General features: G+C 51.8%; 25 protein-coding genes and 2 pseudogenes. 11 read left to right on the top strand and 16 right to left on the bottom strand.

All coding sequences use genetic code 11. The annotated features are described in order from the left end of the window. Nucleotides 1–69 precede the first annotated feature (69 nt). The 3 genes from PSH87_RS07480 to PSH87_RS07470 all read right to left on the bottom strand — a co-directional run bounded on the left by PSH87_RS07480 (nucleotide 70) and on the right by PSH87_RS07470 (nucleotide 2,231). On the bottom strand, nucleotides 70–639 hold the full coding sequence (locus PSH87_RS07480) for a hypothetical protein (protein ID WP_305433013.1): 570 nt from the start codon (nucleotides 637–639) through the stop codon (nucleotides 70–72). After that, nucleotides 632–1,801 (bottom strand): DUF3800 domain-containing protein, encoded by a 1,170-nt coding sequence (locus PSH87_RS07475; RefSeq protein ID WP_305433012.1) that lies wholly within the window; start codon nucleotides 1,799–1,801, stop codon nucleotides 632–634. The genes PSH87_RS07480 and PSH87_RS07475 overlap by 8 nt, the downstream gene beginning before the upstream one ends. A gap of 61 nt (nucleotides 1,802–1,862) precedes the next feature. Further along, the gene (locus tag PSH87_RS07470; protein ID WP_086792951.1) at nucleotides 1,863–2,231 is read right to left on the bottom strand and encodes a hypothetical protein; all 369 of its coding nucleotides are present in this window, start codon (nucleotides 2,229–2,231) and stop codon (nucleotides 1,863–1,865) included. A 266-nt stretch (nucleotides 2,232–2,497) separates the two neighbouring features. Here PSH87_RS07470 and PSH87_RS07465 point away from each other — a divergent pair. Further along, nucleotides 2,498–3,298 (top strand): annotated as a pseudogene (locus PSH87_RS07465) (GNAT family N-acetyltransferase). Nucleotides 3,299–3,486: 188 nt separating this feature from the next. Here the strand turns inward: PSH87_RS07465 and PSH87_RS07460 are convergent. The 7 genes from PSH87_RS07460 to PSH87_RS07430 all read right to left on the bottom strand — a co-directional run bounded on the left by PSH87_RS07460 (nucleotide 3,487) and on the right by PSH87_RS07430 (nucleotide 7,470). Further along, complete coding sequence (locus tag PSH87_RS07460; RefSeq protein WP_086792955.1) at nucleotides 3,487–3,891, bottom strand: hypothetical protein; 405 nt, start codon at nucleotides 3,889–3,891, stop codon at nucleotides 3,487–3,489. Nucleotides 3,892–4,020: 129 nt separating this feature from the next. Further along, on the bottom strand, nucleotides 4,021–4,353 hold the full coding sequence (locus PSH87_RS07455) for a hypothetical protein (RefSeq protein ID WP_305433011.1): 333 nt from the start codon (nucleotides 4,351–4,353) through the stop codon (nucleotides 4,021–4,023). A gap of 87 nt (nucleotides 4,354–4,440) precedes the next feature. Next, the gene (locus PSH87_RS07450; RefSeq protein ID WP_305433010.1) at nucleotides 4,441–4,806 is read right to left on the bottom strand and encodes a hypothetical protein; all 366 of its coding nucleotides are present in this window, start codon (nucleotides 4,804–4,806) and stop codon (nucleotides 4,441–4,443) included. A 176-nt stretch (nucleotides 4,807–4,982) separates the two neighbouring features. After that, on the bottom strand, nucleotides 4,983–5,510 hold the full coding sequence (locus tag PSH87_RS07445; protein ID WP_086792962.1) for a hypothetical protein: 528 nt from the start codon (nucleotides 5,508–5,510) through the stop codon (nucleotides 4,983–4,985). Between the two features lie 658 nt (nucleotides 5,511–6,168). Continuing rightward, nucleotides 6,169–6,558, bottom strand: coding sequence for a hypothetical protein (locus PSH87_RS07440; protein WP_305433009.1), 390 nt, complete (start codon nucleotides 6,556–6,558; stop codon nucleotides 6,169–6,171). A gap of 2 nt (nucleotides 6,559–6,560) precedes the next feature. Further along, nucleotides 6,561–7,031, bottom strand: a complete 471-nt coding sequence (locus tag PSH87_RS07435; RefSeq protein ID WP_305434273.1) for a hypothetical protein — start codon at nucleotides 7,029–7,031, stop codon at nucleotides 6,561–6,563. 43 nt (nucleotides 7,032–7,074) lie between these two features. Beyond that, the gene (locus tag PSH87_RS07430; RefSeq protein WP_305434272.1) at nucleotides 7,075–7,470 is read right to left on the bottom strand and encodes a hypothetical protein; all 396 of its coding nucleotides are present in this window, start codon (nucleotides 7,468–7,470) and stop codon (nucleotides 7,075–7,077) included. A gap of 161 nt (nucleotides 7,471–7,631) precedes the next feature. Between PSH87_RS07430 and PSH87_RS07425 the strand changes: the two genes are divergently transcribed. The 8 genes and pseudogenes from PSH87_RS07425 to kefC all read left to right on the top strand — a co-directional run bounded on the left by PSH87_RS07425 (nucleotide 7,632) and on the right by kefC (nucleotide 15,709). Further along, on the top strand, nucleotides 7,632–8,087 hold the full coding sequence (locus PSH87_RS07425) for a helix-turn-helix domain-containing protein (protein ID WP_305433008.1): 456 nt from the start codon (nucleotides 7,632–7,634) through the stop codon (nucleotides 8,085–8,087). Nucleotides 8,088–8,626: 539 nt separating this feature from the next. Continuing rightward, nucleotides 8,627–9,379, top strand: a complete 753-nt coding sequence (locus PSH87_RS07420) for a S9 family peptidase (protein ID WP_086792972.1) — start codon at nucleotides 8,627–8,629, stop codon at nucleotides 9,377–9,379. A gap of 325 nt (nucleotides 9,380–9,704) precedes the next feature. Further along, the gene (gorA, locus tag PSH87_RS07415) at nucleotides 9,705–11,063 is read left to right on the top strand and encodes a glutathione-disulfide reductase (RefSeq protein WP_305433007.1); all 1,359 of its coding nucleotides are present in this window, start codon (nucleotides 9,705–9,707) and stop codon (nucleotides 11,061–11,063) included. Between the two features lie 455 nt (nucleotides 11,064–11,518). After that, nucleotides 11,519–11,851: a carboxymuconolactone decarboxylase family protein gene (locus PSH87_RS07410; RefSeq protein ID WP_086792976.1), complete on the top strand. Its 333-nt coding sequence runs from the start codon at nucleotides 11,519–11,521 to the stop codon at nucleotides 11,849–11,851. Between the two features lie 44 nt (nucleotides 11,852–11,895). Then, nucleotides 11,896–13,005 (top strand): alkene reductase, encoded by a 1,110-nt coding sequence (locus PSH87_RS07405; RefSeq protein WP_305433006.1) that lies wholly within the window; start codon nucleotides 11,896–11,898, stop codon nucleotides 13,003–13,005. A gap of 28 nt (nucleotides 13,006–13,033) precedes the next feature. Then, nucleotides 13,034–13,252, top strand: coding sequence for a 4-oxalocrotonate tautomerase family protein (locus tag PSH87_RS07400; RefSeq protein ID WP_305433005.1), 219 nt, complete (start codon nucleotides 13,034–13,036; stop codon nucleotides 13,250–13,252). Between the two features lie 111 nt (nucleotides 13,253–13,363). After that, nucleotides 13,364–13,885: a glutathione-regulated potassium-efflux system oxidoreductase KefF gene (gene kefF, locus PSH87_RS07395; RefSeq protein WP_305433004.1), complete on the top strand. Its 522-nt coding sequence runs from the start codon at nucleotides 13,364–13,366 to the stop codon at nucleotides 13,883–13,885. Next, nucleotides 13,886–15,709: pseudogene (gene kefC / locus PSH87_RS07390) on the top strand (glutathione-regulated potassium-efflux system protein KefC). A 34-nt stretch (nucleotides 15,710–15,743) separates the two neighbouring features. Here the strand turns inward: kefC and PSH87_RS07385 are convergent. The 6 genes from PSH87_RS07385 to PSH87_RS07360 form a co-directional block, all read right to left on the bottom strand. Further along, nucleotides 15,744–16,073, bottom strand: coding sequence for a co-chaperone YbbN (locus tag PSH87_RS07385; protein WP_086792986.1), 330 nt, complete (start codon nucleotides 16,071–16,073; stop codon nucleotides 15,744–15,746). Nucleotides 16,074–16,137: 64 nt separating this feature from the next. Beyond that, complete coding sequence (locus PSH87_RS07380) at nucleotides 16,138–16,836, bottom strand: DsbA family oxidoreductase (RefSeq protein WP_305433003.1); 699 nt, start codon at nucleotides 16,834–16,836, stop codon at nucleotides 16,138–16,140. 21 nt (nucleotides 16,837–16,857) lie between these two features. Next, nucleotides 16,858–17,430: a TetR/AcrR family transcriptional regulator gene (locus PSH87_RS07375; protein WP_305433002.1), complete on the bottom strand. Its 573-nt coding sequence runs from the start codon at nucleotides 17,428–17,430 to the stop codon at nucleotides 16,858–16,860. Nucleotides 17,431–17,523: 93 nt separating this feature from the next. Beyond that, complete coding sequence (locus PSH87_RS07370; RefSeq protein ID WP_011104931.1) at nucleotides 17,524–18,297, bottom strand: SDR family NAD(P)-dependent oxidoreductase; 774 nt, start codon at nucleotides 18,295–18,297, stop codon at nucleotides 17,524–17,526. A gap of 89 nt (nucleotides 18,298–18,386) precedes the next feature. Then, the gene (locus tag PSH87_RS07365; protein WP_053486337.1) at nucleotides 18,387–18,941 is read right to left on the bottom strand and encodes an OsmC family protein; all 555 of its coding nucleotides are present in this window, start codon (nucleotides 18,939–18,941) and stop codon (nucleotides 18,387–18,389) included. A 351-nt stretch (nucleotides 18,942–19,292) separates the two neighbouring features. Then, nucleotides 19,293–20,777, bottom strand: a complete 1,485-nt coding sequence (locus PSH87_RS07360) for an amino acid permease (protein ID WP_305433001.1) — start codon at nucleotides 20,775–20,777, stop codon at nucleotides 19,293–19,295. A 385-nt stretch (nucleotides 20,778–21,162) separates the two neighbouring features. Between PSH87_RS07360 and metC the strand changes: the two genes are divergently transcribed. Both metC and PSH87_RS07350 read left to right on the top strand, forming a co-directional pair. Next, nucleotides 21,163–22,332 carry a cystathionine beta-lyase gene (metC, locus tag PSH87_RS07355; RefSeq protein ID WP_305433000.1) on the top strand — a complete coding sequence of 390 codons (1,170 nt, stop codon included), beginning with the start codon at nucleotides 21,163–21,165 and terminating at the stop codon, nucleotides 22,330–22,332. 253 nt (nucleotides 22,333–22,585) lie between these two features. Further along, on the top strand, nucleotides 22,586–23,296 hold the full coding sequence (locus tag PSH87_RS07350) for a DMT family transporter (protein WP_305432999.1): 711 nt from the start codon (nucleotides 22,586–22,588) through the stop codon (nucleotides 23,294–23,296). The last annotated feature ends 53 nt before the right edge of the window (nucleotides 23,297–23,349 follow it).

The following is a 23,349-nucleotide window of genomic DNA, read 5'->3' as shown; positions in this document are numbered from 1 at the left end:
CTCAGCGTAATGTACCCAAATAGGGCCATTAAGCCTAAAAATGGTGGTTAATGTGCCATATTGGGGACATTAAATATGTATCTCAGAGCAACGTCGCTCGATTCTAGAGGGCAGTTGATTCTCTGATTCGCTGGGCGAATGGCGAGCCCAGCGCAACGTAGCTATCGACATGAATTGCTTAATAGCCAACGCTCCCCGCTCATTTCTGGCTTTGGAGCCTGGCAAGGTCAAAGCTGCCTCAACCCTGGCACGACTTGCTTCGTACATTGCAAATGCGTTGAACTCTGAGTCAAGCAGCACCAAGAGCACACTATCGAAGGGTTGCCGTAGATCAATTGCGCCCATGCGGCCCGTAATCTTTAGCGGGTTCAAGATACAGCGGCCCTTGATCTGGATTCTCGCGATGCCATCTTCCAGCGTCTCTGTAGCGTCGTAACCGGCCTGCCTTGCAGGATGGAGTAGTAGGCCGAGTCTCAAAGCAGCTTCGTACTCTGCCACCTCGCCGGTCACGCCCAGCGGCTTTCCGGTCAGACGATAGAATCTACGCGCGAGCACCTTGGCTTCTTTCAGAATTTCCAGGATTTCATCCTGTATCAATGCAGCCTGGTGAGGTTCTTGGCCATGACCGAGTTCAGTCATCTGCAAACGCCTCGAGCGCAGCGAGCAGCTTGGCTAGCTCAGCAAGGTTGGCAGTGACGATGTCATATTCTCCTCGACTGCTCAGCCGATACACATCGCGCGCTTTTTTAACGCGTTCAAGAAGAGGGACGACGATGCCGGATGCCCGCTCTAGGAAGTCGTTGATGTCCGCACGTGTCTGGGGAATTTTGTAGCCCTTCGCCGCACTTGTGATGATGACGTCCGCATCGCGGAGTTTGGCAATGCCACTGGAGCGGATTCTCTGGCCGTTGACCTCTCCCAGTCCGCTATCTTTTAGATGGGCCATGATCTCCGTAGTCAGCACGTAATCCTTGGTGACGAATTCGCTCTGGAATCTCAAGAACCTCAAGATGCTTAGCTGCAGTCGCTCATCTTCATCGGGGTGCTTACCAACGCGTTCGCTAAAACGGTCGGCCTGGCGGAGAGCTTCTTGGTGTACTTGGTAGTCTGCATACCCAGATTCATCCGTCGGCGGTGGCAGAAGAGACTGGTACTTGGATGGCCACTCAAGCATTCCAAGAGTCAGGCTGCGTAGGATCTTTTTGTAGGCAAGAACTGCTGCTTCCGAAGCTTTCTCTTCGTAGATCTGAGCGACTGAGCCAGCAAAGAAATCTGCAACCTGAACCAACACGTTGTCCTTACTGGCCATCGTCTGGAAGGCATCCTTATCGCCAAATAGGTCGTCCACGAATCGTTCTGCAACGTAGCTTTTGAGGCTCTCCTGAAACTCCTGGCCACCATGCTCGTCTACGATCATCTGGAGGTCAGGGTATGCGCGGAACAAACGTTCGTAGAGCAACCCGTTCACGTATTTTATGAACGAGGTCTTGATACGGAGGCCGCCGTCTTTGTGAATTCGGGACTTATCAACGACGGTGAAATAGAGCTTGAATGGCAGCTCAGCTAGCTCGTTGAGGATTCGGGCACGGCGATCTGAATCCTTGGGCTTCAGATTGCTGGATTTGATCTCACCTGTTTGGAAATGACGCTTTCGGAGTTCTTCAGCTTGGACATAAGCAGCTTCCAGGTCTTTCTCTGCCACCAGAATGGAGCACACGATGAAGAAATCCGAGCTTCCACCTTTTGACGTGTCTAGGTCGGAATTCCCGGACTCATCCACGAAGGCATACGTTCTGTCCATGAGCTTGCTCCATCAACTACTTACTGAACGCGGTGGGTCGGCAAATAGCAAGGTGGCGACATCAGTTCGTCGCAGTGGTCGTACCAGGCGCAGGGCCCTCGCTGAATGTGTAGTTAATGACCACATCATTTCGGATCAAGACGTCGAGAGTTTTCTGAGTGCCCGTAGTCGTCACCTTCATGGTGACCACGTAGCTCTGGGCATGGGCTGAGCCGTTGGTGTAGGTGTAGATCCACTTCTCATCAGTCTCGCTGACGGCGCTCTTGGCGTAGGGCTCGCCAAATAGGGACTTCAGTTCTGAAGTGGTGGTTTTACCCTTGGTGATGCTCGCTACACTTGCCGAAGGAAAGTCTCGGCCTGCGGTGTAATGCGACGTAGCGCAGCCGCCAAGTGCGACACAGATCCCCATTACTGCGATGAGCTTCTTCATATCCTTCCTTGATCGTAGAAAGCTCCAAATCTAGCTGGCATCAAGGCCAAAAGCCATCGCCATCTTGATCATCTGAGCTTGTGCTCGTCGGCAGAGCACTACGCCTAAAGATAATGCTCTTATCCAAGGTGACCGCAGAGAAAGCCCAGACTATTGAGATCTAAAGCGAGCATGCAAACGTACTACCTACGCTCAGGTTCTTTGCAGGTGCGTATTGTCTGTTTTATCGCTACCTTCCATGGAATCACACGATAGGGATTACGCGCATGGATGTTGGAATGGCTCACGCAATCGAGGCCGCAGAAGCCGAGTATTTGTGCTCCCGCGTTGAGAGCTTGTCGCGGATAAGTGGAAACCCTTTCGGTGCTCGCGTGTTTTTAAACGAAGCTTTTCCATGCTTTCAAGTGAAGGCGTCTCCTAGCCCGATGTTCAATCGCATCTACGGCGACACCACTGGCAGCCCCCAGCCACTTTTGAACTTGCTTAAGAGTTCAACAGAATATTCGACCGTGACGCCTCTTATCGGAAAACCTTCGTCCCTGGAGCAGTTCGCTTTTGTGGGCGAGAGGCGACTAGAACGCCTGAGAGGTTGGACGCACCTGTAACTTGCGTGCGCCATCAAGGACGTGGTCTTGAGCCACAATTCGTTTGAGATCGAAGAGGCCACCTCACACACTCTTACTGAGTTCGCAACTGTTCATGCGAGTGGATTCCATACCAAGCCAGAGCATCGTCAGTTGAGCCAAGCCTCTTTTGCAGGGTTACTGTCAAATGATCGTCTGAAAATCTACGTCCTCAAAGCTAATGGACATGTAGTTGCAGGAGCATTGATGTATCTGGCCAATAATGGAGTCGCCTACCTCGGGACGGCTGCCACCCGAAAAGATGCACGAGGCTTGGGCTATCATGGAGCCCTGATATCTCACCGCATAGAGCAAGCAAAGAAATACGGCAGTTTGGTGATTGCCGCAACTGCGCTTCCCAGTTCGCAAAGTCGCCGTAACTTGCAGCGCGCGGGGCTTGCGACATCTCACGTCCAAGCGCTATATCGCTTGGCGGATAGTTGAGATATGTCGGCACAGGAGCCTCGGTTGGAGCCGATTGAGCCGCCGCGATGGAGCTCGTGTAACGGCTATTTTCGGCCTAGGCTCATCCACGCCTCGCTGCAGGATCCACCTGTTCCGGATGGGAACAGGCCATAGAAGGCCGTCATCCCTATCGTCTGGCTCATTGAGGGCTTCATCATTGGAGTGCTTTACCATCGAACCGGACTTGCTATTGATACGCAGCGAATGGGGCGTCTCCAAGCAATAGGTGAGAGTAGAAGCACCGCAATAAGAAACGCCACCTGCGACAGATAGAAGGACTCCAGCCACTGCTGTTTCAGTGCGACGTAATAGGTGTTATGTGCTACGTCAGCCAAAATAATTGCTGCGGTGAGGACTATTCCCATCCGTGGCTTTTTGAAAAGGAGCAGTACCGCCAGCGGGTCAAAAATAGTTAGTGCCGCCCAGAACACGCGGCTAGCCCAGTAGGCGCTGTCACCGTAGCCGTAGTCCCAGAACAACCCGTGCTGAAAGTCAGCTCGGATGTGATTGGCGGTCGCGATCAAAAGGCAAAAGGCAAACAAAGCTCGGATGGCGAATGACAACCTTGGCATAGCTTGGCCCGCTCTGGTGAAGTGATCCTATGATAGCGGGATCAACCGACGTGGACATTAATGCTCAATGGCGAAGGTGCGTTCGCCAGACGCTCGTCAACGTTCTACCTCATAAGCCAGCAGTCCTTTCTACATCGACTTAACCGAGACCACCTCCACATATTTGTACTTCTTCCTTGCAGACTTCACAGCCTCTTGCTCAGCCAGCAACGAGCTCAACGTGTCGGCGTCGTGGATGAGCTCGCGCATCTCCCCCTCGTATTCGTTTCCAACCCGAAGCGTGACCCTCAGCCTAGGCGTGAACGATTTCGCCGCTTTCTTCCTAGGCGAATGAGTTGATACCGACTTGGTAAAAACGACCTCTGGCGCCGGCTGGGGCGTTGGAGGCGTGAGAGCCTCTTCGGGCTCAGTCGCACCAAACAATGCACGACGCATTTCTTCTTCAGTTAAATCAGAGCTCATGGAAGATCTCAAAAGGGGTGCTAATTATCTCGACAAATTCCACTAGGGTTGTTGCCGACAGGTATCGTAGGGGAGCCTGCCTAGACGTCAAATCCCCAGTTCGATTTCAATACAAGAGCCGCGCAAGGCTCGCGAAAGCTGCACCTTTGGCAGGAGGGTAATGAGCCCATCAGCTAAGTTGCTAGCGTGACGAGCATACAGCGTGACTGTGCCCGCATCCGGCGTTCGACCTGGTACGACAGCACCTACCCTCTGCTGGGCAATTTTAAGAATATTCAAGACTTCCTGACTGACCTCATTGGTGGACAGATGCTCAACGAGTGGTCTGGGCGGAGGGGCGGAACGGCTCCACACATCTATAACCGCTTCGAGCAAGCCGTCTGAGCCCAAATGCTCCAGGGCCATCTCCCACAACTTCCCCTCCTGGGCGATATCCAGGCGTGACCTACTCATTGCGAAATCCTAAAAGCATCAAGCTCATTCCTGATTGCAAATTTTACCCAGCTGTCGGCGAAAGCGACGCTCATACAGCTGGGTTAGTCGCAGAGGACGGGGCGCGAATTCTACGTTGAACGGCAGGCTATTAGATATTCAGACTCGCGGAAGGGTGCTGACTCGGGCACGTAACATCAATCGCTCGCCGCCCCGATGGGAAACACGGCGATTGAACGCAGCCTATTTCGTAGGATGAAAGAAGCTACGAGGAGAAATAGAGCCATACCCACCACATCGGCCACGAAATGATCATACGCATTTATGAACGGAATTCCGTTGGTGGCAGGATCAACAAACATTTCATTTCCGATGGAAAAAAACAGCGTGATCGCAACGCCGATCCAAGGAGTCCAAGGGATCCCCTCGTTAACGTCTCTGACAATCGAGCGGCACAAAAGCCTGGCGAATGAAGAAGGCCACAACAGGAGTGGAATTTTCAGCACATTGCGAATGACTTGAGACAACTTGGGTCGCTGCAGCTTGGTGAGGGGGAATCCGAAGTAGCTGAGCGCGAGTGGGAATGCGAACCCGAACAACGCATGGCAGACATTGTAATTCCAGCCTATGACATCGAAAAGGCGGAGCTGGATGATCCAGAACGTTATGGATATCGCGGTGAATATCGCGATAGGAGTAAGGATTTGAAAGCGTTTTAGAAGCATGGATTTTCCATCATGCGGGCAGGATATCCATTCAGGTTACGACGCGGTCGACAGTCTTCTCAACCGAACCCTGCGCATTTACTCAATACGGAGATTAGCAAGGCTGTGTCGGGAATATTCACCTACCTGGAGTCTGCCTTGCGGCGAATCCCCTCCTCGTTCGCGCATGGTGGATTGACGGAGCTTTGCCTCTGGCTGATTGCTGGATTTTCTCGATCTCTGATCACACCAAATCTCGTACAAACTACAAAAAGTAAACTCAAATACTCGGCTTTTGTTAGCAAAACCGAGCCGGGGCCTACGGCCCCAAATTGACGAGTAGGTTACAAGGTGCGGAGGGGCAACCCTAAGCGATGGTATCTGCTTGAGAGTGAGCTTAAAAAAAGCTGTCAGGTCGAAGAAGTCATATCGAAAAAGCACCCGGCAAACCTGCCTAAGTCCTACAAGGAAAAATATGAAGGTGCAGGCACTGCTGCTTTTCTTTTGAGTTCAAAATATACATCTCCGGTTTTGAAAAACCGTTTCAAGGGCGGGCATTTCATGCTGTCGCATAATCGACACAAATGTCGCCCAAGCATAATTTTCTCTATGCCTGCATTGCGCCTATCGGAAATCTAGGCTCGTTGAGCGATGAGCCAGCCCGGTAGTAACGAAGGGCTTACTGGAGGCGATCAGGCGTTGGCAGATACGTGTCTCCCGCGATGCGCATGAACTCACGCAGGCTACGCCGTCCGACATCACGCCTAAACGTCGCAATGACGTACTTCGAGTTGACCGTATTGATCACCCAAAACCTACCTTCCTTCGTAACGGACTGAATGTCGGATGTCCGAATCAGCCGACCATCTGCAAATCGTTGGTACGGCCCAGGGCAAATGTGACTGAACACAACGCCAACGGCACTACATGCATGAATATGGACATTCACCAGGTAGGCCGTGACCAGCCCGTCGTAGTCTTGATTCACTGCTTTGGCGATGCGAAGGAGGTCGAAGTCCGAGTAACGCTTTACGTGTAAATCGACCGCAACGGTATTGATCTCCGCCATGGCTAGAAACCTCTCGATAGCGGAGTTACTGCAGTGTCTGAAGCAGTCCGGCGGTAGAGCTCCTTCAATCCAGTCAGAGACTCAACATCCAAGTATCGCTGATGAGTATTGAGATACACATCACCACTCTCGACCTCCAAGACGCAGATCGGCACCTCGGCCTGGTTGAATCCCATTGAGAGCGAAGTCAGCATCTCCATCCTCCAACTCGTCCCCTTATTCATCCAGCCTGGGGTGACGACTTGAACATCCTGAACAATCACGCTCTCACTTTGAGAGATCAACAACTCAACCAGACGAGGCTCGTCGTTCAACATCTCCTCGTAGGCCACATACCGGCCTTCGTGCCGGCGTTTCAGACTTACGTGATACCAATGGGTAGCTAGGGATCGCGACACTGCGTGGAAGTGAGCTAGGCCATCCCCGAACATTCCTACGGGGCCGGATTGGTCTTGCGTGCTAATACGGAACATCATGCATCTCGTATGAGGCAGGCCCGTTTGGTGGCACCTGCAATTAACATAAACCGAATATTGTCTTCAGCGAGGCTTTCATCTCGCGTCCCTGCCCCACCAAAACGTAGACCGTGTTTCGCGTCTCGAACAAGCAAACGCCATCGAATGACTTGCATAGGGTCGAGCGCACCCAACCTCCTGGCGGAAACCGGCCATGCCCGTCATGGATCACACAATGTGCATACATGAACATCGGCTCCAGGCCCGTAGCTCGTACTTTCGCGAGCGACTCATGTGATTCGTCAACGTGGAAGATCAGCCAATCCGCGACGGTGCAATACGCCTTGCGGGGGAAGCGCTCAGCCACCAAAGCCTCTATCTCTGTGGGAGACAGCGAAGTGCCTGCGGAGGAGATCCGGCCTTCCTGGAGCAACTCATGCTCAGGACAATTACCCATAAATTGATGATCCTCATATGGCGCTAACAAAAATTTCGGGCGCGCCGAACGCATGAATTGCTCGATGATAAAGCCATAAATCCCACGACAATGACTATATACATTTGAATGGGATCGATCAAACCCTGCATACCGTCTTCTTTTTGGAGAGGACTGCCTGGATGTCTTTGCGCAAGGCATACGCAGCAACATTGCAGTGGCTGAGGATGAGGCGGGGCTTATCGCAAGCAGAGCTCCAAACCCAAACCGACCAAGCTCACATCAGCAGATTGGAAGCATCGAGTAGATCTGCCAGCGTCGACCTCAGTGCCGACCTCGCTCAGGCTCTGGGCGTAACGCCACTGTCCTTTTTCACGTTGGTGGCTGCAGCCCATGAGGGAAAAACTGCGCGCGTAGCATTGAATGATGCGCTCGCCGAATTGGAGCGACTGGGAGTTTTGGACGATGAGCTCCCCGGCGAACCTCAACAGCTCATTCCGCCGAGAAAGCTTGCAGCGGATGAAAAGCTCAAGGCGATACGCAAACTGAGAGAAAAGGGGCTTACTCAAAAGGAAGTTTCCCGACAGTTGAAATTGCCGACAAGCACTGTTGGGCGACTTTGGCACCTTGAAGATTGATCAGAACGTATGCGGACTCTCTATGACATGGGCCGTACAAACTTCGCGGTCTATACCATTCGACGCATCACCCGCTGCAGCGGAAAGGACAGTCTTCGCGCTACCTCTACCGTGACTCGCGGTACGCCCTTGGTCAGGTCGTGTTTACGCCAAAACCGACCATCCTGCCGCAGCGAATCTTCTGTTTCGACGGGGCGCTGACCGTTCCCGCGTGGTGAGCATAGTAATGCTGCCGAAGGCAGCAGACGAAATCATCGGGAGCGGTCAGTGTGGACGTGATTTTTGAGTCAACCAAACGAGTTCCATATCAAATCTGCCTTCCCCCTATGAGTGGTAGGCACGCTTGCCTTCGCCCTGATCTTCGGCGCGGCCTTTTCAGGCTATCGAAAATCATAAGTGACCCAATCTGAAGCGACTAAGGGAAAGCAAAAGCCTTGATAGCCTACCAACTGGATGGTAGCCTTAATTTAATCGCCCGCACCTTCCGAGCTAACCTCGCTCAAGGCTAGGGGCCGCTAAAAAAGGTAGGAAGATTTCGCATGAACAAACAGAAGATCACGTTCCAAAATCCACAAGGGATCAGTCTATCTGGCCTCCTTGAAGCTCCCGAGGCTCCTAGCGCATACGCACTGTTCGCGCATTGCTTTACATGTGGAAAGGATATCAAGGCTGCTGCGCGAATTTCGAAAGCGTTGGTAGACAATAATGTAGCGGTGCTTCGTTTTGACTTCACAGGGCTGGGTAGTAGTGAAGGCGACTTCTCGAATAGCAACTTTTCATCTAACGTCGCCGACCTGGTAGCAGCTGCAGAATTTCTGCGTAATACATACCAAGCCCCCTCGATTTTGATTGGTCATAGCTTGGGCGGAGCCGCAGTGATAGCGGCAGCGAAGCACATCCCAGAAGCGAAGGGCGTCGTAACAATCGGCGCGCCCGCTGAAGCTGCCCACGTAATGAAACAGTTCAGAAGAGACGTTGACTCGATAAGAGATTTTGGCGAATTCAAGGTCATGCTTGCAGGCCGAGAATTCACGATAAAAAAGCAATTCCTCGATGACATCGAAGCTCAGCGGCAGGATGAAAACATCGCCAATCTGCAACGCGCATTGCTTATTTTTCACTCTCCTGTGGATAGCGTCGTGTCGATTGAACAAGCACAGAAAATTTATCTCCAGGCCAAGCATCCGAAAAGCTTCATCTCCTTGGACTCTGCAGACCATCTCCTGACCAACAACAAAGACGCAAGCTATGTCGCTTCATGCATTACAGCTTGGAGTTCCAGATACTTATAAGAAGTTTTAAGTAACCCTAAAGCTCACTATAGGCTCAAATCATATGCGGTACTGCTCGATATTGGCTCTCAAGGCCGCCAGAGAAAGGGAAAAGGATAAGCCGTTTTTTTGCGATAGTGAATTAGCGCGCCGACAGAAAAATGGGAACGGTACGAGTAAAACTCTTCCGATTGTTTTCTTGGTGATGATGGTAGCTTTCTTAGTGTCAGCATTATCAGGAACGCCATAGCATTAATTTAATAGCCCATGATTTTTCTAGCTTTAATAAAGTAAACCAGTACGTACGTTCAACCATGTACCGGTTCCAGCTCATCCGGAGATTAAAATGCCGTACGACTTTGACCTTTATGTAATTGGTGCAGGCTCCGGAGGTGTTCGGGCTGCCCGCTTTTCCGCAGGTTTTGGCGCTAAAGTGGCTGTGGCTGAAAGCCGCTACCTGGGAGGAACGTGTGTAAACGTAGGATGCGTGCCGAAAAAACTCCTGGTTTATGGAGCACACTTCGCCGACGACTTTGAGAATTCACGAGGTTTTGGTTGGACTCCGGGTGAGGCGAAGTTTGATTGGGCGACGCTGATTGCCAACAAGGATCGCGAGATCAATCGCCTGAATGACATCTACCGCAATTTGTTGGTCAACAGCGGTGTGACCCTCCATGAAGGTCACGCCAAGATCATTGATCCTCATACCGTGGAGGTCAACGGAGAGCGTCACACAGCTCAGAACATTCTGATCGCTACCGGCGGCTGGCCGCAGATTCCCGAGATACCGGGGCACGAACATGCGATCAGCTCCAACCAGGCATTCTTCCTCAAAGAGCTGCCCAAACGCGTTCTCGTGGTCGGCGGTGGTTACATTGCGGTGGAGTTCGCCGGCATCTTCCATGGCTTAGGTGCCAAGACCACACTACTGTATCGCGGTGATCTATTCCTGCGTGGTTTCGACGGTGCGGTACGTGAGCATTTGCAGGTAGAGCTGACTAGACGTGGCCTGGATCTGCAGTTCAATGCCGACATCGAGCGTATAGACAAACTAGCTGATGGCAGCCTGAAAGCTACTCTCAAGGATGGTCGTCAGCTTGACGCGGACTGCGTGTTCTACGCTACCGGTCGACGTCCGATGCTCGACAATCTCGGCTTGGAAAACACTGGCGTTAAGCTCAACAAAAAAGGCTTTATCGAAGTAGATGAGCTGTATCAAACGGCTGAGCCATCAGTTCTGGCCTTGGGGGACGTAATTGGCCGCGTACAGCTAACGCCTGTCGCACTGGCTGAAGGGATGGCAATTGCTCGTCGCTTGTTCAAGCCTGAGCAATATCGTCCGGTGGATTACAGAATGATCCCGACGGCAGTGTTCAGCCAACCTAACATCGGTACTGTCGGATTGACCGAAGAGGATGCGCGAGAATCCGGGCATGAGGTAGTGATCTTTGAAACCCGCTTCCGGCCCATGAAACTCTCCCTGACCGAATGCCAGGAGCGCACTTTGATGAAACTTGTGGTGGATGCCAAGACCGATAAGGTGTTGGGCTGCCACATGGTCGGCCCGGATGCAGGCGAGATCGTGCAAGGGCTGGCGATTGCGCTGAAGTCGGGTGCGACCAAGCGCGATTTCGACGAAACCATCGCCGTGCACCCGACGTCCGCTGAAGAGTTTGTAACCATGCGCACGCCCGTCGGGAGCTAATCGATCTTTTGGCACTGGGCGCCCGGCTCTGTCGTAACGGCAGACGCTGGGCGCTAGCGCAATTGCCAGCTTACCCACTTAAAGCAATTTACCCGTGCAGCGCTCTGCTCAGGCCAATTCAAGACCTGCAGCGCTGCATGACAAGGATTGACTCAGTCTGAGTCTAAACCAGACTTCGCAAATACTCCGCGCTGCATTCGAGTCTTGCCATTAGATTGCCTGATAATAATTCTCCTTGTGAAAGCCTACCTCTAGATAGGCAAGCAGCCATAGCTCAGCACCCGCGACCAAATTTTAATTAATGATGGCACATCAAAATTGTCATGCTCTCCATGCCGTAATGACATGAATTAGGCATGACCCCATTGCAAGCCTACCAACTAGATGGTAGTTTATATCTAGATTCAAAAAATCAACCCACACCTACGGGGCGTTAACGCCCATGTGAGAATCCCATGCAAGATTGGAAGCAAGCCCGTAAAGACATCAGCGCTCGTTTGGTAGAGCTCAATGGCCTCTCCCCGGAGACCATGAAAGGCATGGCTGCACTCGGTGCCGCCGGTAGCAAGACCAATCACTTGGATGCAAAGACTCGCGAGCTGATCTCCCTGGCGGTTGCTGTAACAACTCGCTGCGATGGCTGTATCGCCTTCCACGCAGCTGAAGCAAAGAAGCTCGGCGTCACCAGCGAAGAAGTGGCCGAGGCACTGGGTGTAGCCATCAACATGAACGCCGGTGCCGCACTGGTGTACAGCACCCATGTACTCGACGCGTTCGATAAGTCCTGAGCCAAAACTACGACTTTTCTCCTTAAACGATGTCGGGAGCAATCATGAATAAGCTTTTTACACCTTTCGATTTGGCCGGTACTTCGCTAAAGAAGAATCGCGTTGTCATGGCCCCTATGACGCGCACCCGAACCTTGAACAACATCCCAAATGAAGCCAACGCGCTGTACTACGCGCAACGTGCTTCTGCTGGTTTGCTGATCACCGAAGGTCTGCCTATTTCCGACGAGTCACGGGGCTATCTGTATACCCCTGGTATTTACGAAGATGTACATCTGCCCGGCTGGCGCAATGTCACTGACGCCGTACACGCCAAAGGCGGGAAGATCTTTGCGCAACTCTGGCACGTAGGCCGCATGTCTCATGTCTCAGTGCATGGCATCGTGCCGGTCTCCTCGGGCACAGTACCTGCGGTAGATACGACCGTGTATGCCTGGATCGAACCTGGCAAAGAAGGCCCTGTTCAACCTAGTGTTCCACGGGCTCTGGAAACTGAAGAAGTCAAACGAGTCATCGCAGATTTCGTTAAGTCTGCTCGAATGGCGATGGACGCTGGCTTTGATGGTATCGAAATCATGGCGGCCAACGGCTTCCTGTTCGACCAATTCCTGAGCAGCGCCCTGAACACTCGTACTGATCAGTATGGTGGCTCCATTGCCAACCGTCAGCGCTTCCTGCTGGAAACCATCGACGCGATTGCTGCTGAAATCGGCGGATCGAAGATTGGTGTGCGCTTCTCTCCGTTCGGTCGACTGTATGACTTCGGTGTGTACGAAGGCGAAGAAGAAACCTGGATGAGCATGGCTGCTGCCCTCAACGAACGAGAGCTGGCATTTGTTCACCTGAACTACCAGCCGACCATCCTGGCCGCGCAAACACCACCAGGTTTCGGCGCCGCGTTCCGTGAGGCGTACAAAGGCACCCTGATGGCTGCAGGCGGCTTCACCAAAGAGATCGCAGAGTCTGAACTGGCTAAGGGTGAGCTAGACCTAATTGCCTTCGGCACCGCCTACATTGCGAATCCAGATTTGGTCGAGCGTATGCAAAACAATTGGCCTCTGGCCGAGAGTGATCGCACTACCTATTACGGCGTGAGCGGTTCGATTGAGAAGGGTTACACCGACTACCCGGAATACGCAGCGGCTAAAGCCTAATTTCTTCTCACACATTCCGGAGAGCACCATGCCACTTGTAACTATTAAAGGCATCGAAGGCGTTTTTTCCGACGAACAAAAAGCTGAAGTCATACGTAAGGTGACCGACGCGATGGTATCGGTGGAAGGTGAAAACATGCGGGCCCTCACATGGGTCATCTTCGAAGAGGTCAAGAGCGGGGACTGGGGCATTGCCGGCAATCCTGTGACTGCGCAAGATGTGTTGAAGCTACAAAGCGGTCAATAAGGCTTCAACGTTCAGTTTTTAGCTCCCTGATGGTTGAGTGCATTTTTATGCTCAACGATCAGGGGGCTTTTTTCCGTTTTTAGTGAACGCCAGATCTGTGGGGTCTACTCCGTGATTCTGATCATTTATGCCCATCCCTACCCTGAGAAATCGAGGGTCAATAAACTGATGCTCAGGGTGGCCGCCAATTATCCCGAAGTCGTTATTCATTCCTTGTACGACCTATACCCAGATTTCAATATCAACGTTGAAGCCGAGCAGATGGCGGTGGAGAAAGCAGATCTGCTGGTTCTGCAGCACCCTCTGTACTGGTACAACTACCCGCCCCTTATGAAATTGTGGATCGATAAGGTTTTCACTCGTGGTTGGGCATACGGCATCGGTGCGACCGCCCTCAAAAATAAGCATCTACTATGGGTTGTAACCATGGGTGAAGAGCATGATCAATTTGAAGGCGGTGAGTACCCAGGCTTTCCGGTTCTTGCGCAACCTCTACAAGCAACGGCGCATTACTGCGGCATGCATTGGTTAAGTCCAGTCGCAGTTCACGGTGCATACCTAGCTAATCAATCGTCACTTATTAAGCAAATTCGCCGTTACGGCGAGCGCCTAGCCTGCTGGAGGGAAGTTTGAATGGATACTCACAGCCTGATTGAAATGCTCATCTACCTGGGCTCGGCTGCCTTGATAGTCCCAATCGCCGTTCGTTTAGGGCTCGGCCCGGTTCTGGGCTATCTGTTGGCAGGCTGCCTGATCGGCCCGTGGGGCCTGAAGCTGATAACGAATGTGGAGTCCATCCTGCATTTTGCTGAAATCGGCGTAGTTTTGATGTTGTTTATCATTGGGCTAGAACTTGATCCCAAACGCCTCTGGGCAATGCGTCGAATGGTATTCGGTGGCGGCGCATTACAGATGGTTGCGTGCGGAGCAGCCATCGCCGTGTTCTGCGCAGCACTTGGCTTGAACTGGACAGCCGCGCTGTTGGTTGGCTTGACGCTGAGCCTATCCTCGACAGCGATTGCTATGCAGGCAATGAACGAGCGAAACATGACGTCAACCGCCGTGGGTCGTAGTAGCTTTGCCGTGTTGTTATTTCAAGACATCGCAGCCATTCCGCTTGTGGCGATGATTCCACTGCTGGCCGCAAATGGTGGTACGCCTTCCGGTGCTGAGCTGGCACTGTCGATTGCGAAAATCGTTGGAGCCGTCGTCGCGGTGGTGCTTTTAGGTCGGTACGTTTCTCGGCCCGTCCTGCGCTTCGTCGCGCGATCCGGCCTACGCGAAATTTTCAGTGCCGTCGCACTCTTCCTAGTATTCGGGTTCGGCCTCTTACTCGAAGAGGCTGGCTTGTCCATGGCCATGGGCGCTTTTCTAGCAGGCGTTCTGTTGGCCAGCTCGGAATATCGGCATGCCCTAGAGAGCGATATCGAACCGTTCAAGGGGCTGTTGCTCGGCCTGTTCTTCATCGGCGTGGGTATGTCCATCGACTTCGGCACACTGATTGATGATCCACTGAGGGTGCTCACCCTGACCTTGGGTTTTATTGTGATCAAGCTGCTCATAATTAAGCTCCTAGGCCGCGTCCTGAACGTCCCAAGTGACCAGCGTTCATGGCAGGCAGTATTCCTCGGCCAGGGCAGCGAATTTGCTTTCGTGGTTTTTGGTGCTGCGACAATCGCTGGCATCTTGATCGAGCCTTGGGGTAAAAGCCTGACTCTGGCAGTGGCGCTTTCGATGTGTGTGACACCGCTGCTGATTCTGCTGCTCAATTATCTAGAGTCGTCGAAAAAACAGGACAGCAAGGAAGCGGACACCATCGATCAAAGCAATCCTCGAGTGGTCATTGCTGGCTTCGGAGATTTGGTCAGATCGCTGGGCGTCTACTGATGTCTTGTGGTTTTGAAGTCGTGGTATTGGATCACGACCCTGACCACATCGAGACACTGCGCAAATTCGGCGTGAAGGTGTTTTACGGTGATGCAACGCGCCTCGATTTGCTCCACGCTGCGGGTGCTGCACAAGCCGTGGTGCTGATCAACGCTATCGACAATCAGGACGACAACCTACTGCTGACCAAGCTGGCCCAGGAGCATTTTCCGTCTCTGAAGCTCGTGGTGCGCGCTCGTGATATGGGACACATCATTACCTTGCGTCAGATGGGCATTGAGGCCGTAGAAAGGGAAACCTTTTGAAAGCGCTTTATCTCTTGGGCGTCGTGCCTTGGAACATCTAGGCGTTGGGCGCTACGAGGCTCGTGAGCGTGCCGACACATTCCGTAGGCTGAACTTGGAGATGCTGGAGGAGATGGCCGCACAGCCGGTGGAAGATAAGGAATTCAGATATGACGCGTACAAACGGGCTAACGCCTTATTAACGGAACTCTTTAATGAAGATCGCGCCCATCCTATCGATGGTGAAGCCAAGAAAAATGATCCTACAACTCTGCGAAATCGATAGCTGATTTGGCAAGGTCGCGGCGGAGGATACCTGCTTAGCTGGCATCCTCCAGCTCAGTGATGATCGCCTTTTTCAAAGCAGAAACTGATTTAGACCCAGCGAAAATCTTCAACAATCGACCCTCGTGGAATACTGCCAAAGATGGCACCGAGCGAATGCCATACATCTGAGCAATTGTCGGCGATACAGCGATATCAATCTTTCCAAATTCTGCCAAAGCATGGAGCTTCTCCTCCAGCGCCTGGAAGATCGGTCTCATCTCTTTACAGGGTTTGCACCAGGATGCTGAAAACATCACGACACTGCTGCCCTTGGCAACAAAGCGGGCAAATTGGGGAGCGTTTAATTCAACGATACGGCTCATCATGATCTCACGTTTTGAATTAAAGGAAGGCGTCACCTTGTGAGTGCCGCCTATCCATTACCAATCAAATTTTGCAACCATCGATGCCGCAGACTTGCCCCACAAATTCCTCTTCCTTGACCTGTACCTTCGCTTGCATCTTATTCAGCGCTTCGAGAAAAACGGCCTCGGGCTGAGCACCTGACAACGAGAACTCGTTGTTGAACACGAACATCGGCACACCCGACCCCAACTGCGCAGCGAAATGCTCGTCCTCTTGCATCTCAACGCGAAGTTCTACAGATGACCATGCGAGTTGAATTGATTCTTCCGACACGCCTGCTTCCCGCGCGATAGCCTCCAGGCTGGAGCGATCAAACAGTGACCTGCCATGGGTAGTGCTTTGTTCATACAACGCCTCCATGAGACGTTTTTTCACTGCCGGCTCTTCAACCGCCTTGACCAGCACATGAGCGTCAGTGGTATCGCCGAACTGCATGGTGGCGAAACGGTAATCCAGTCCGTCTGCCTTACCGTATTTGAGTACGGTGCTCATCATCGCCTCAGCGGTGTCTGCGTTACCGAGCTTGCGCTTAAGAGCAGCAATCATAGGCTCAGGCGTATGATTCGCCGCCAGACGATAGGCACGCACGTTTATTTGCACTGAGTCCTTTTCGTCAAAGCGATCCAAGGCTTTTTCAAAACGGCGCTTGGCGACCCAGCACCAAGGGCACACAAAATCAGACCAGATATCGACGACATATTTTTTTGAAGGGGTTTGCATAAATTATCCTGCGCAGAGAAATTAAGACCGCATGGCAGCCATTTCAAGCAAATGGTTAAAACCGGCCAAAGGGTCTGTTGTTCGACCTAGCGTCCAATCGATTAGGCTTGCGCCCTCCAAGGAGCTGAGCAGCATGAAGGCGAAGTTTTCAATGGGTGTTTCCAGCGACCAGTTGTGCTGCCGAACTGCCTGACTGAGGGTGCTCTGTAGCCAGTCGAGTTGAGCGTTGAAGAAGTCCCGCGTGAGCCCTTGAAGCGACAAAGGCAGTGCAGCCATTTCGGCAGCCAAGGCACCACATAACGGCAGTAGCCCTTCGTTCGCACTCATTACAAAAAGTTGGGAAAATGCTCGCAGACGCTTTAGCGGGTCGGGATGCATAGATTCGATTGACGCCAAAGTCTCGTTGAAACGATTGATGTAATCGTTGATCAGCTCTGCGCCCAGGCACTCCTTGGTAGGGAAGTGATGGTGAATGCTGGCTTTCCTGATGCCGACTTTCGCTGCGAGATCCGCATAACTGAACGCTGAGTAACCCTTTGAACGCATCTGGGTTTCCGCGTAGCTCAGCAGCGCGGCTTTTGTCGTGACAGACATTTGAAACTCCTACAGCCAGCACCCTTGTCACCGGAGCAGCGTGCTGGAAAGCGCCCCACTGAGAGGCGCTACGCGCAGCGCTTGCGTCGGTGTTTAGGCACGTACCGCCATCACCCCTGCATCAACGTCCCAGATAGCACCAGTCACCCAGGAAGTTTTATCGGAGAGTAAGAACAGGATGGTGTTAGCGACGTCTTCAGGAACACCTACTCGACCCAGTGGATGGAAATCGTTCAGCGACTTCATCGCATCCGGGATCGCTTCCTTGTCCATAAAGCCTTCATAGATCGAGGTGTGAACGATGCCAGGCGAGACGGCATTGACTCGGATACCTGAATGAGCCAATTCAATTGCCAGGTTTCGGGTGACTGCGTGCAGGCCCGCCTTAGCCATCGAATAAGCGGTTGCCGGAGAGCCGGCCAGCGCGGCCTGCGCGCCAATCGACCCTACGTTGACAATGGAACCTTCGCGCTTGGCAGCAAGCATATTTTTGACCACCGCCTGCGTGATAAAGAATGTGGCTCGGTTCAGATCCAGGTACATGTCATAGTCAGCCTCATCGTGTTCGATGAAAGGCTTCGGAATGAATATGCCTGCAGAGTTCACCATGAAGCCGATGTCACTGTGGTTGGCATTGATTTCGTTGCGTACATGATTCATCCCTTCCTCGGTCATGAGGTTGGCAACGATCACTGATACGTTCCCCAGCGGACTCAGCTCGGCGCGCACAGCATCGGCTTTATCCTGTTTGCTGCCGGTGAGAACCACGCTGCCACCCGCCTTTAAAAACTGGCGCGCTGTTTCCAGGCCCATGCCGCTAGTGCCGCCTACGACCAGGAGTTTCTTGCCTTTGAAAAAATCTTTCATTACAGACTCCGATATTCAGATTTCTGAAGGGCGGCACCAGCAGACTTGCTGCCGATGCACGCAGGGCATGGATGTGTAATAGAAGGGAATCAGCCCTCGCGAACTTCGAGAGTTGGCACCATACGAATGGCTCTCGAGAAGTTGGCGTAGTTGACCGAGGTCTTGAGCACCACGTTGTGCAGTTCTTCCACACGCTCACGAGAAGCATCGGTATGCAGGCGGATTACGACACTCACCTCGTCGTAGCCTGGGTTAACGCTTTCTTCGATGCCCAAGAAGCCACGCAGATCTAGAGTGCCGTCGGTCTCAATTTCCAGACTGTGGATCTTGATGCCCATCATCGCGGCATTTGCGGCATAGCCGACCGACATGCATGCGTTGAGAGCAGCCATCAGCAGTTCCTGAGGGTTGGGCGCGGAGTTTTCGCCCAGCAATTCATTCGGCTCATCGGCGATGATTTCGAAATCACGCGAATAGGTCTCCCCAGCCAGGCTGTAACGGCTGACCTTGGCTACAGAGCGAGTCTGGCCTTTCCACTCGGTCTTAACGTTGAAGCTTGCGTGACGCTTGTTGGCATCCTCGGCAACGCCTTGAGCAAATTGTTGCAGGGCAGCTACGTCAATACCGTTCAGGTTAGTGGTCATCTGTTGATTCCTCTGTGCATAACGTTTTGCAGGTGGGTTGTGTTTCTACACGACCACTCTACCAACTGGTTGGTAGGCTTGCAAGGGCATTTTATTGAGACCTTGAGCGAACGGTCAAAAAAGACCCGCCGCCATCAAGCCCGATGTGCTTGGTGCCGGTCAAATCAAGTGATGCCGGCGAACCGAGTGCTAATGGTTGAACGTCAGAATTTACCCGATTATTACTTATGAATTTGAGACAAAAGGAGTTACAGCTGACTACTTAATCAATATTGAAATAAGAATCAGAATGACAATCCCCCAATTTTATAGATGAGAGGCCGCTATAAAAAGGCCTCCCACCTGCATCACCTAGGCTCCGACGTGGCTAGGAGTGCCCTCAATTTCTTCCGAGTTTTTGGCTCTGGATCGAACGGCCTTCGACCAACCAAGCATCAACGCTCCTGCGACTAACGGTATAGAAAGAACAGTGTAAGTTCCGTTGGGGTAATCGAACGCCAAGAGAACCAAAACCACCAGCAAGAAAACAAGAGTTAACCAAGAGGTGAACGGAGCCCCAGGCATTCTAAATGAGACCATTTCGACCTCACCTCTTTTTACAGCATGACGGTATTTTATTTGCGATAAAACAATGAATGCCCAAGTAGAAAGAATCCCAAGTGATACGAGATTCAGCAAGAGCTCAAATAGTTGCGATGGAATCAGGAAGTTAAGCAAAACACCGAATACGTTGATCCCCATGGTGACCAAGATGCCCATGTACGGAACCCCCTGTGTACTCATGCGCTTGAACATTTTTGGTGCCGACCCACCCATGGCAAGTGATCTCAATACGCGACCAGTTGCGTACAAACCAGAATTAAGACTTGAGAGCGCCGCAGTCATAACAACGATATTCATAACCGAGCCAATACCAGGAATACCCAGAGCCTCGAAAAACGTTACGAAAGGACTGACATTAGCGCTATATGCTGTCCAAGGCAGAACAGTCACCAGCAAAAAAACTGATCCTACATAAAACAGACCTATTCGCCAGATCACACCATTGATTGCTTTGGGAATAACATTTTTAGCATCCGCCGTTTCGCCAGCGGCAGTCCCTACCAGTTCTATGCTCGCATAAGCAAAGATAACGCCTTGTACAATGATGATCGCAGGCAGAAGCCCATGCGGGAATATTCCCCCGTTATCGGTAATCAAGTGTAAGCCTGGGATATGCCCAGCAACCTCATGGCCTGTGGCGAAAAAATACGATCCAATCGCCAAGAACACGCTGATAGCAGCGACCTTGATTACGGCAAACCAGAATTCCATTTCACCAAACCACTTAACACCAACCATGTTCATCAATGTGACAACGCCCAAAGCGCTTAATGCGAAAACCCACTGAGGAACATCTGAAAAGACACTCCAATACTTCATATAAATAGCAATCGCCGTTATATCAACAACGCCTGTTAACGCCCAAACCAGAAAGTACATCCAACCAGCAACGAATGAAGCACGTTCCCCCATAAACTCTCTGGTATAGGACACGAAACTACCACTACTTGGACGGTGCATTACGAGCTCACCAAGCGCTCTCAGGATGAAAAAAGCGAAGATTCCGCAGACTAAATAAACCACTGCAAGTGCTGGCCCTGCGATATGTAGTCTAGCTCCCGCGCCCAAAAACAACCCGGTTCCGATTGCTCCACCTAAAGCCATCATCTGCACGTGACGTTTCTTTAATTGTTTTGAGTATCCGCTTTCATGAGAGTCAAGCCAGTTCGATCTATCTTTAAGTTCTTTATTGAATTGAACTTCTAAGGGAGATTTATTTTTTTGTGTTTTCATGTGGCACCCGAACGATTAATTTGCAGTTTTTTTCTTGTCTTTTGCAAACTTAACTTCTTTCTCCCATCCCATGGGACGTGCGGGAAACGCCTTGGACTCCTATGCCGTCAACGACATTAAAGCCCTCCCACCCAATGCCGTAGCATGCTCAGATCATCACCTTTAGGTCGACCAGGTTGCTAAATCCCGAGGCACAAAAAACCTACCATTCACATGGTAGCCGTGCAAACGCTATTTTTTAGTTATTTTCAACCCGTTGTTTTTAGGCGCATTTCTGTAAAAGCCAACCTAGTAGTAGACATTTAGAGATAATGGTATTTAAATCTTGAATCTTAAACGGCTACGCAACCCACCCATCCTCACCATGGTAAGAATTGGATCCGGTATGAAAAAATACAAAACCATACAGACCTTACTCGCCCACGCGTCTATCGAGCCTGATCAACATCACGGATTCGTCAATACGCCCGTTTACCGAGGCTCCACCGTAGCGTTTCCCACCTGCGAGTCGATGCGCGAAGGACGCCAAAAATATGCCTACGGACGTTGGAATAATCCTTCAACGGAGGCACTCACTCAGGCCCTTCAGCACTTGGAAGGATCGGAAGGGACGGTTCTATGCCCTTCAGGGTTATCAGCGTGTACGACTGCGATCCTTTCCGTAGTGGGGACGGGTGATCACATTTTGATTGCCGACAATGTCTATGCACCAGTGAGGGTCTTCTGCGAAGAGGTGGGAAAGCGCTTAGGGATCGGCGTGTCGTTTTACGACCCTACGATAGGTTCCGGCATTGTTGATTTGATCCGACCTAACACTAAAGCCATTTACCTAGAGTCCCCTGGCTCCCTGACGTTAGAGATACAGGACATCCCGGCCATAGCGAATGTTGCCCATGACCATGACATTCTGGTCATCGCAGACAATACGTGGGGCACACCGCTTTATTGCCCGTCGATGGAGCTTGGGGTCGATCTTTCTATCATGGCAGCAACAAAATATATCGTCGGCCACTCGGATGCCGTCCTTGGCACCGTATCAGCCTCCAAGCGTGCATGGGAAAGCCTCAAGCGATTCCATTTCAACATGGGCTTATTCGCTAGCCCGGACGATGTGACGCTGGCCCTGCGAGGGATGAGAACGCTGGACGTGCGCCTGGAGCGTCACTACAAAAATGCGACGATAGTTGCGAAGTGGCTGGAAAGCCGAGAGGAAGTTATCGCAGTTCATTACCCGGCATTAGAATCCCACCCACAACACGACTTATGGAAACGGGATTTCAAAGGCGCATCTGGCTTGCTTTCGTTTACGACAAAGTCTTCCTCGCAGCCAGCAGCAGATGCTCTCTTGGATAATCTATCGCTGTTTGCAATCGGTTACTCATGGGGCGGTTTCGAAAGTTTGGCAATGCTGGCGAATCCTAAACCAGTAAGAAGTGCGACCCAATGGGACACTGACGGTCATTTGGTGCGACTGCACATCGGTCTTGAAGACCCGTATGACTTAATCGCCGACCTGGAAGTTGGCTTCGCACATTTTAATAGATTACGCCGCTAGTTAGACCTGTTAGGCACAGCTCTTGATGGGCTGTGCTATCGGAGAGCAAACCATATCTGTTCAAAAAGGAGCAATGGTGTCACAGCGCATAACTGACATGTTTTCATTCAAAGGGGTGAGACAGGTAGTCGTCCTAACCACGCTAGCAATGTTGGCCTTTGCAGCCAACTCGGTTCTATGCCGCTTGGCGCTTCGTCATACCGAAATTGATCCTACGTCCTTTACACTTATTCGATTGTTGAGCGGAGCCGTTATGCTCTGGGTAATCCTAACAATCAGAGGCAACTCTTCCCGCTCCGCTGGGAGCTGGTTAGGTGCATTCACCCTGTTCGCTTACGCCTTTGCTTTTTCATATGCGTATTTGAACCTGGACACAGGAACAGGCGCGCTCATTTTGTTCGGTGCCGTCCAGCTCTCCATGCTTGGATACGGTTTTTACAAAGGCGAAAGGATGCATGCTGTAGCCATTACAGGCCTCATCCTTGCTATTGGAGGATTGATTGCTCTACTACTACCAGGTGCCACGTCGCCTCCGCTGGCTAGCGCGGGGATTATGTTGTTATCTGGCATCGCGTGGGCCGTTTACTCGTTAATTGGCAAACAATCGAATGATCCACTCGCATCTACTACATGGAATTTCCTGCGAGCCGTCCCAATGATTTTTTTTGCATCGATTCCTTTCGCAAATCAGCTTTCAATAGACATTTCAGGCGTCCTTTGCGCGATTGCGTCGGGGACGATTGCTTCAGGAGTTGGTTATGCTATCTGGTACGCAGCGCTGCGTTCGCTTTCGTCGTTTCAGGCGGCAACCATACAGCTAAGCGTTCCTGTTTTGGCATCGCTCGCAGGTGTGCTCATTTTGAATGAAAGCCTGACTATTCGATTAGCGCTTACATCGCTGGCTGTACTTGGAGGAATTGGGCTGATACTTAGCGATAAGCGCGTAGCAACTCAAGTAAAGTGAAAGGTTGTCCGCGTGTCGTTTTAAATACGGTATCAATAATGGAGCGAATGAGG

Source organism: Pseudomonas sp. FP453, assembly GCF_030687495.1.
Lineage (GTDB): Bacteria > Pseudomonadota > Gammaproteobacteria > Pseudomonadales > Pseudomonadaceae > Aquipseudomonas.
This window is presented reverse-complemented; position numbering and strand designations above follow the sequence as displayed.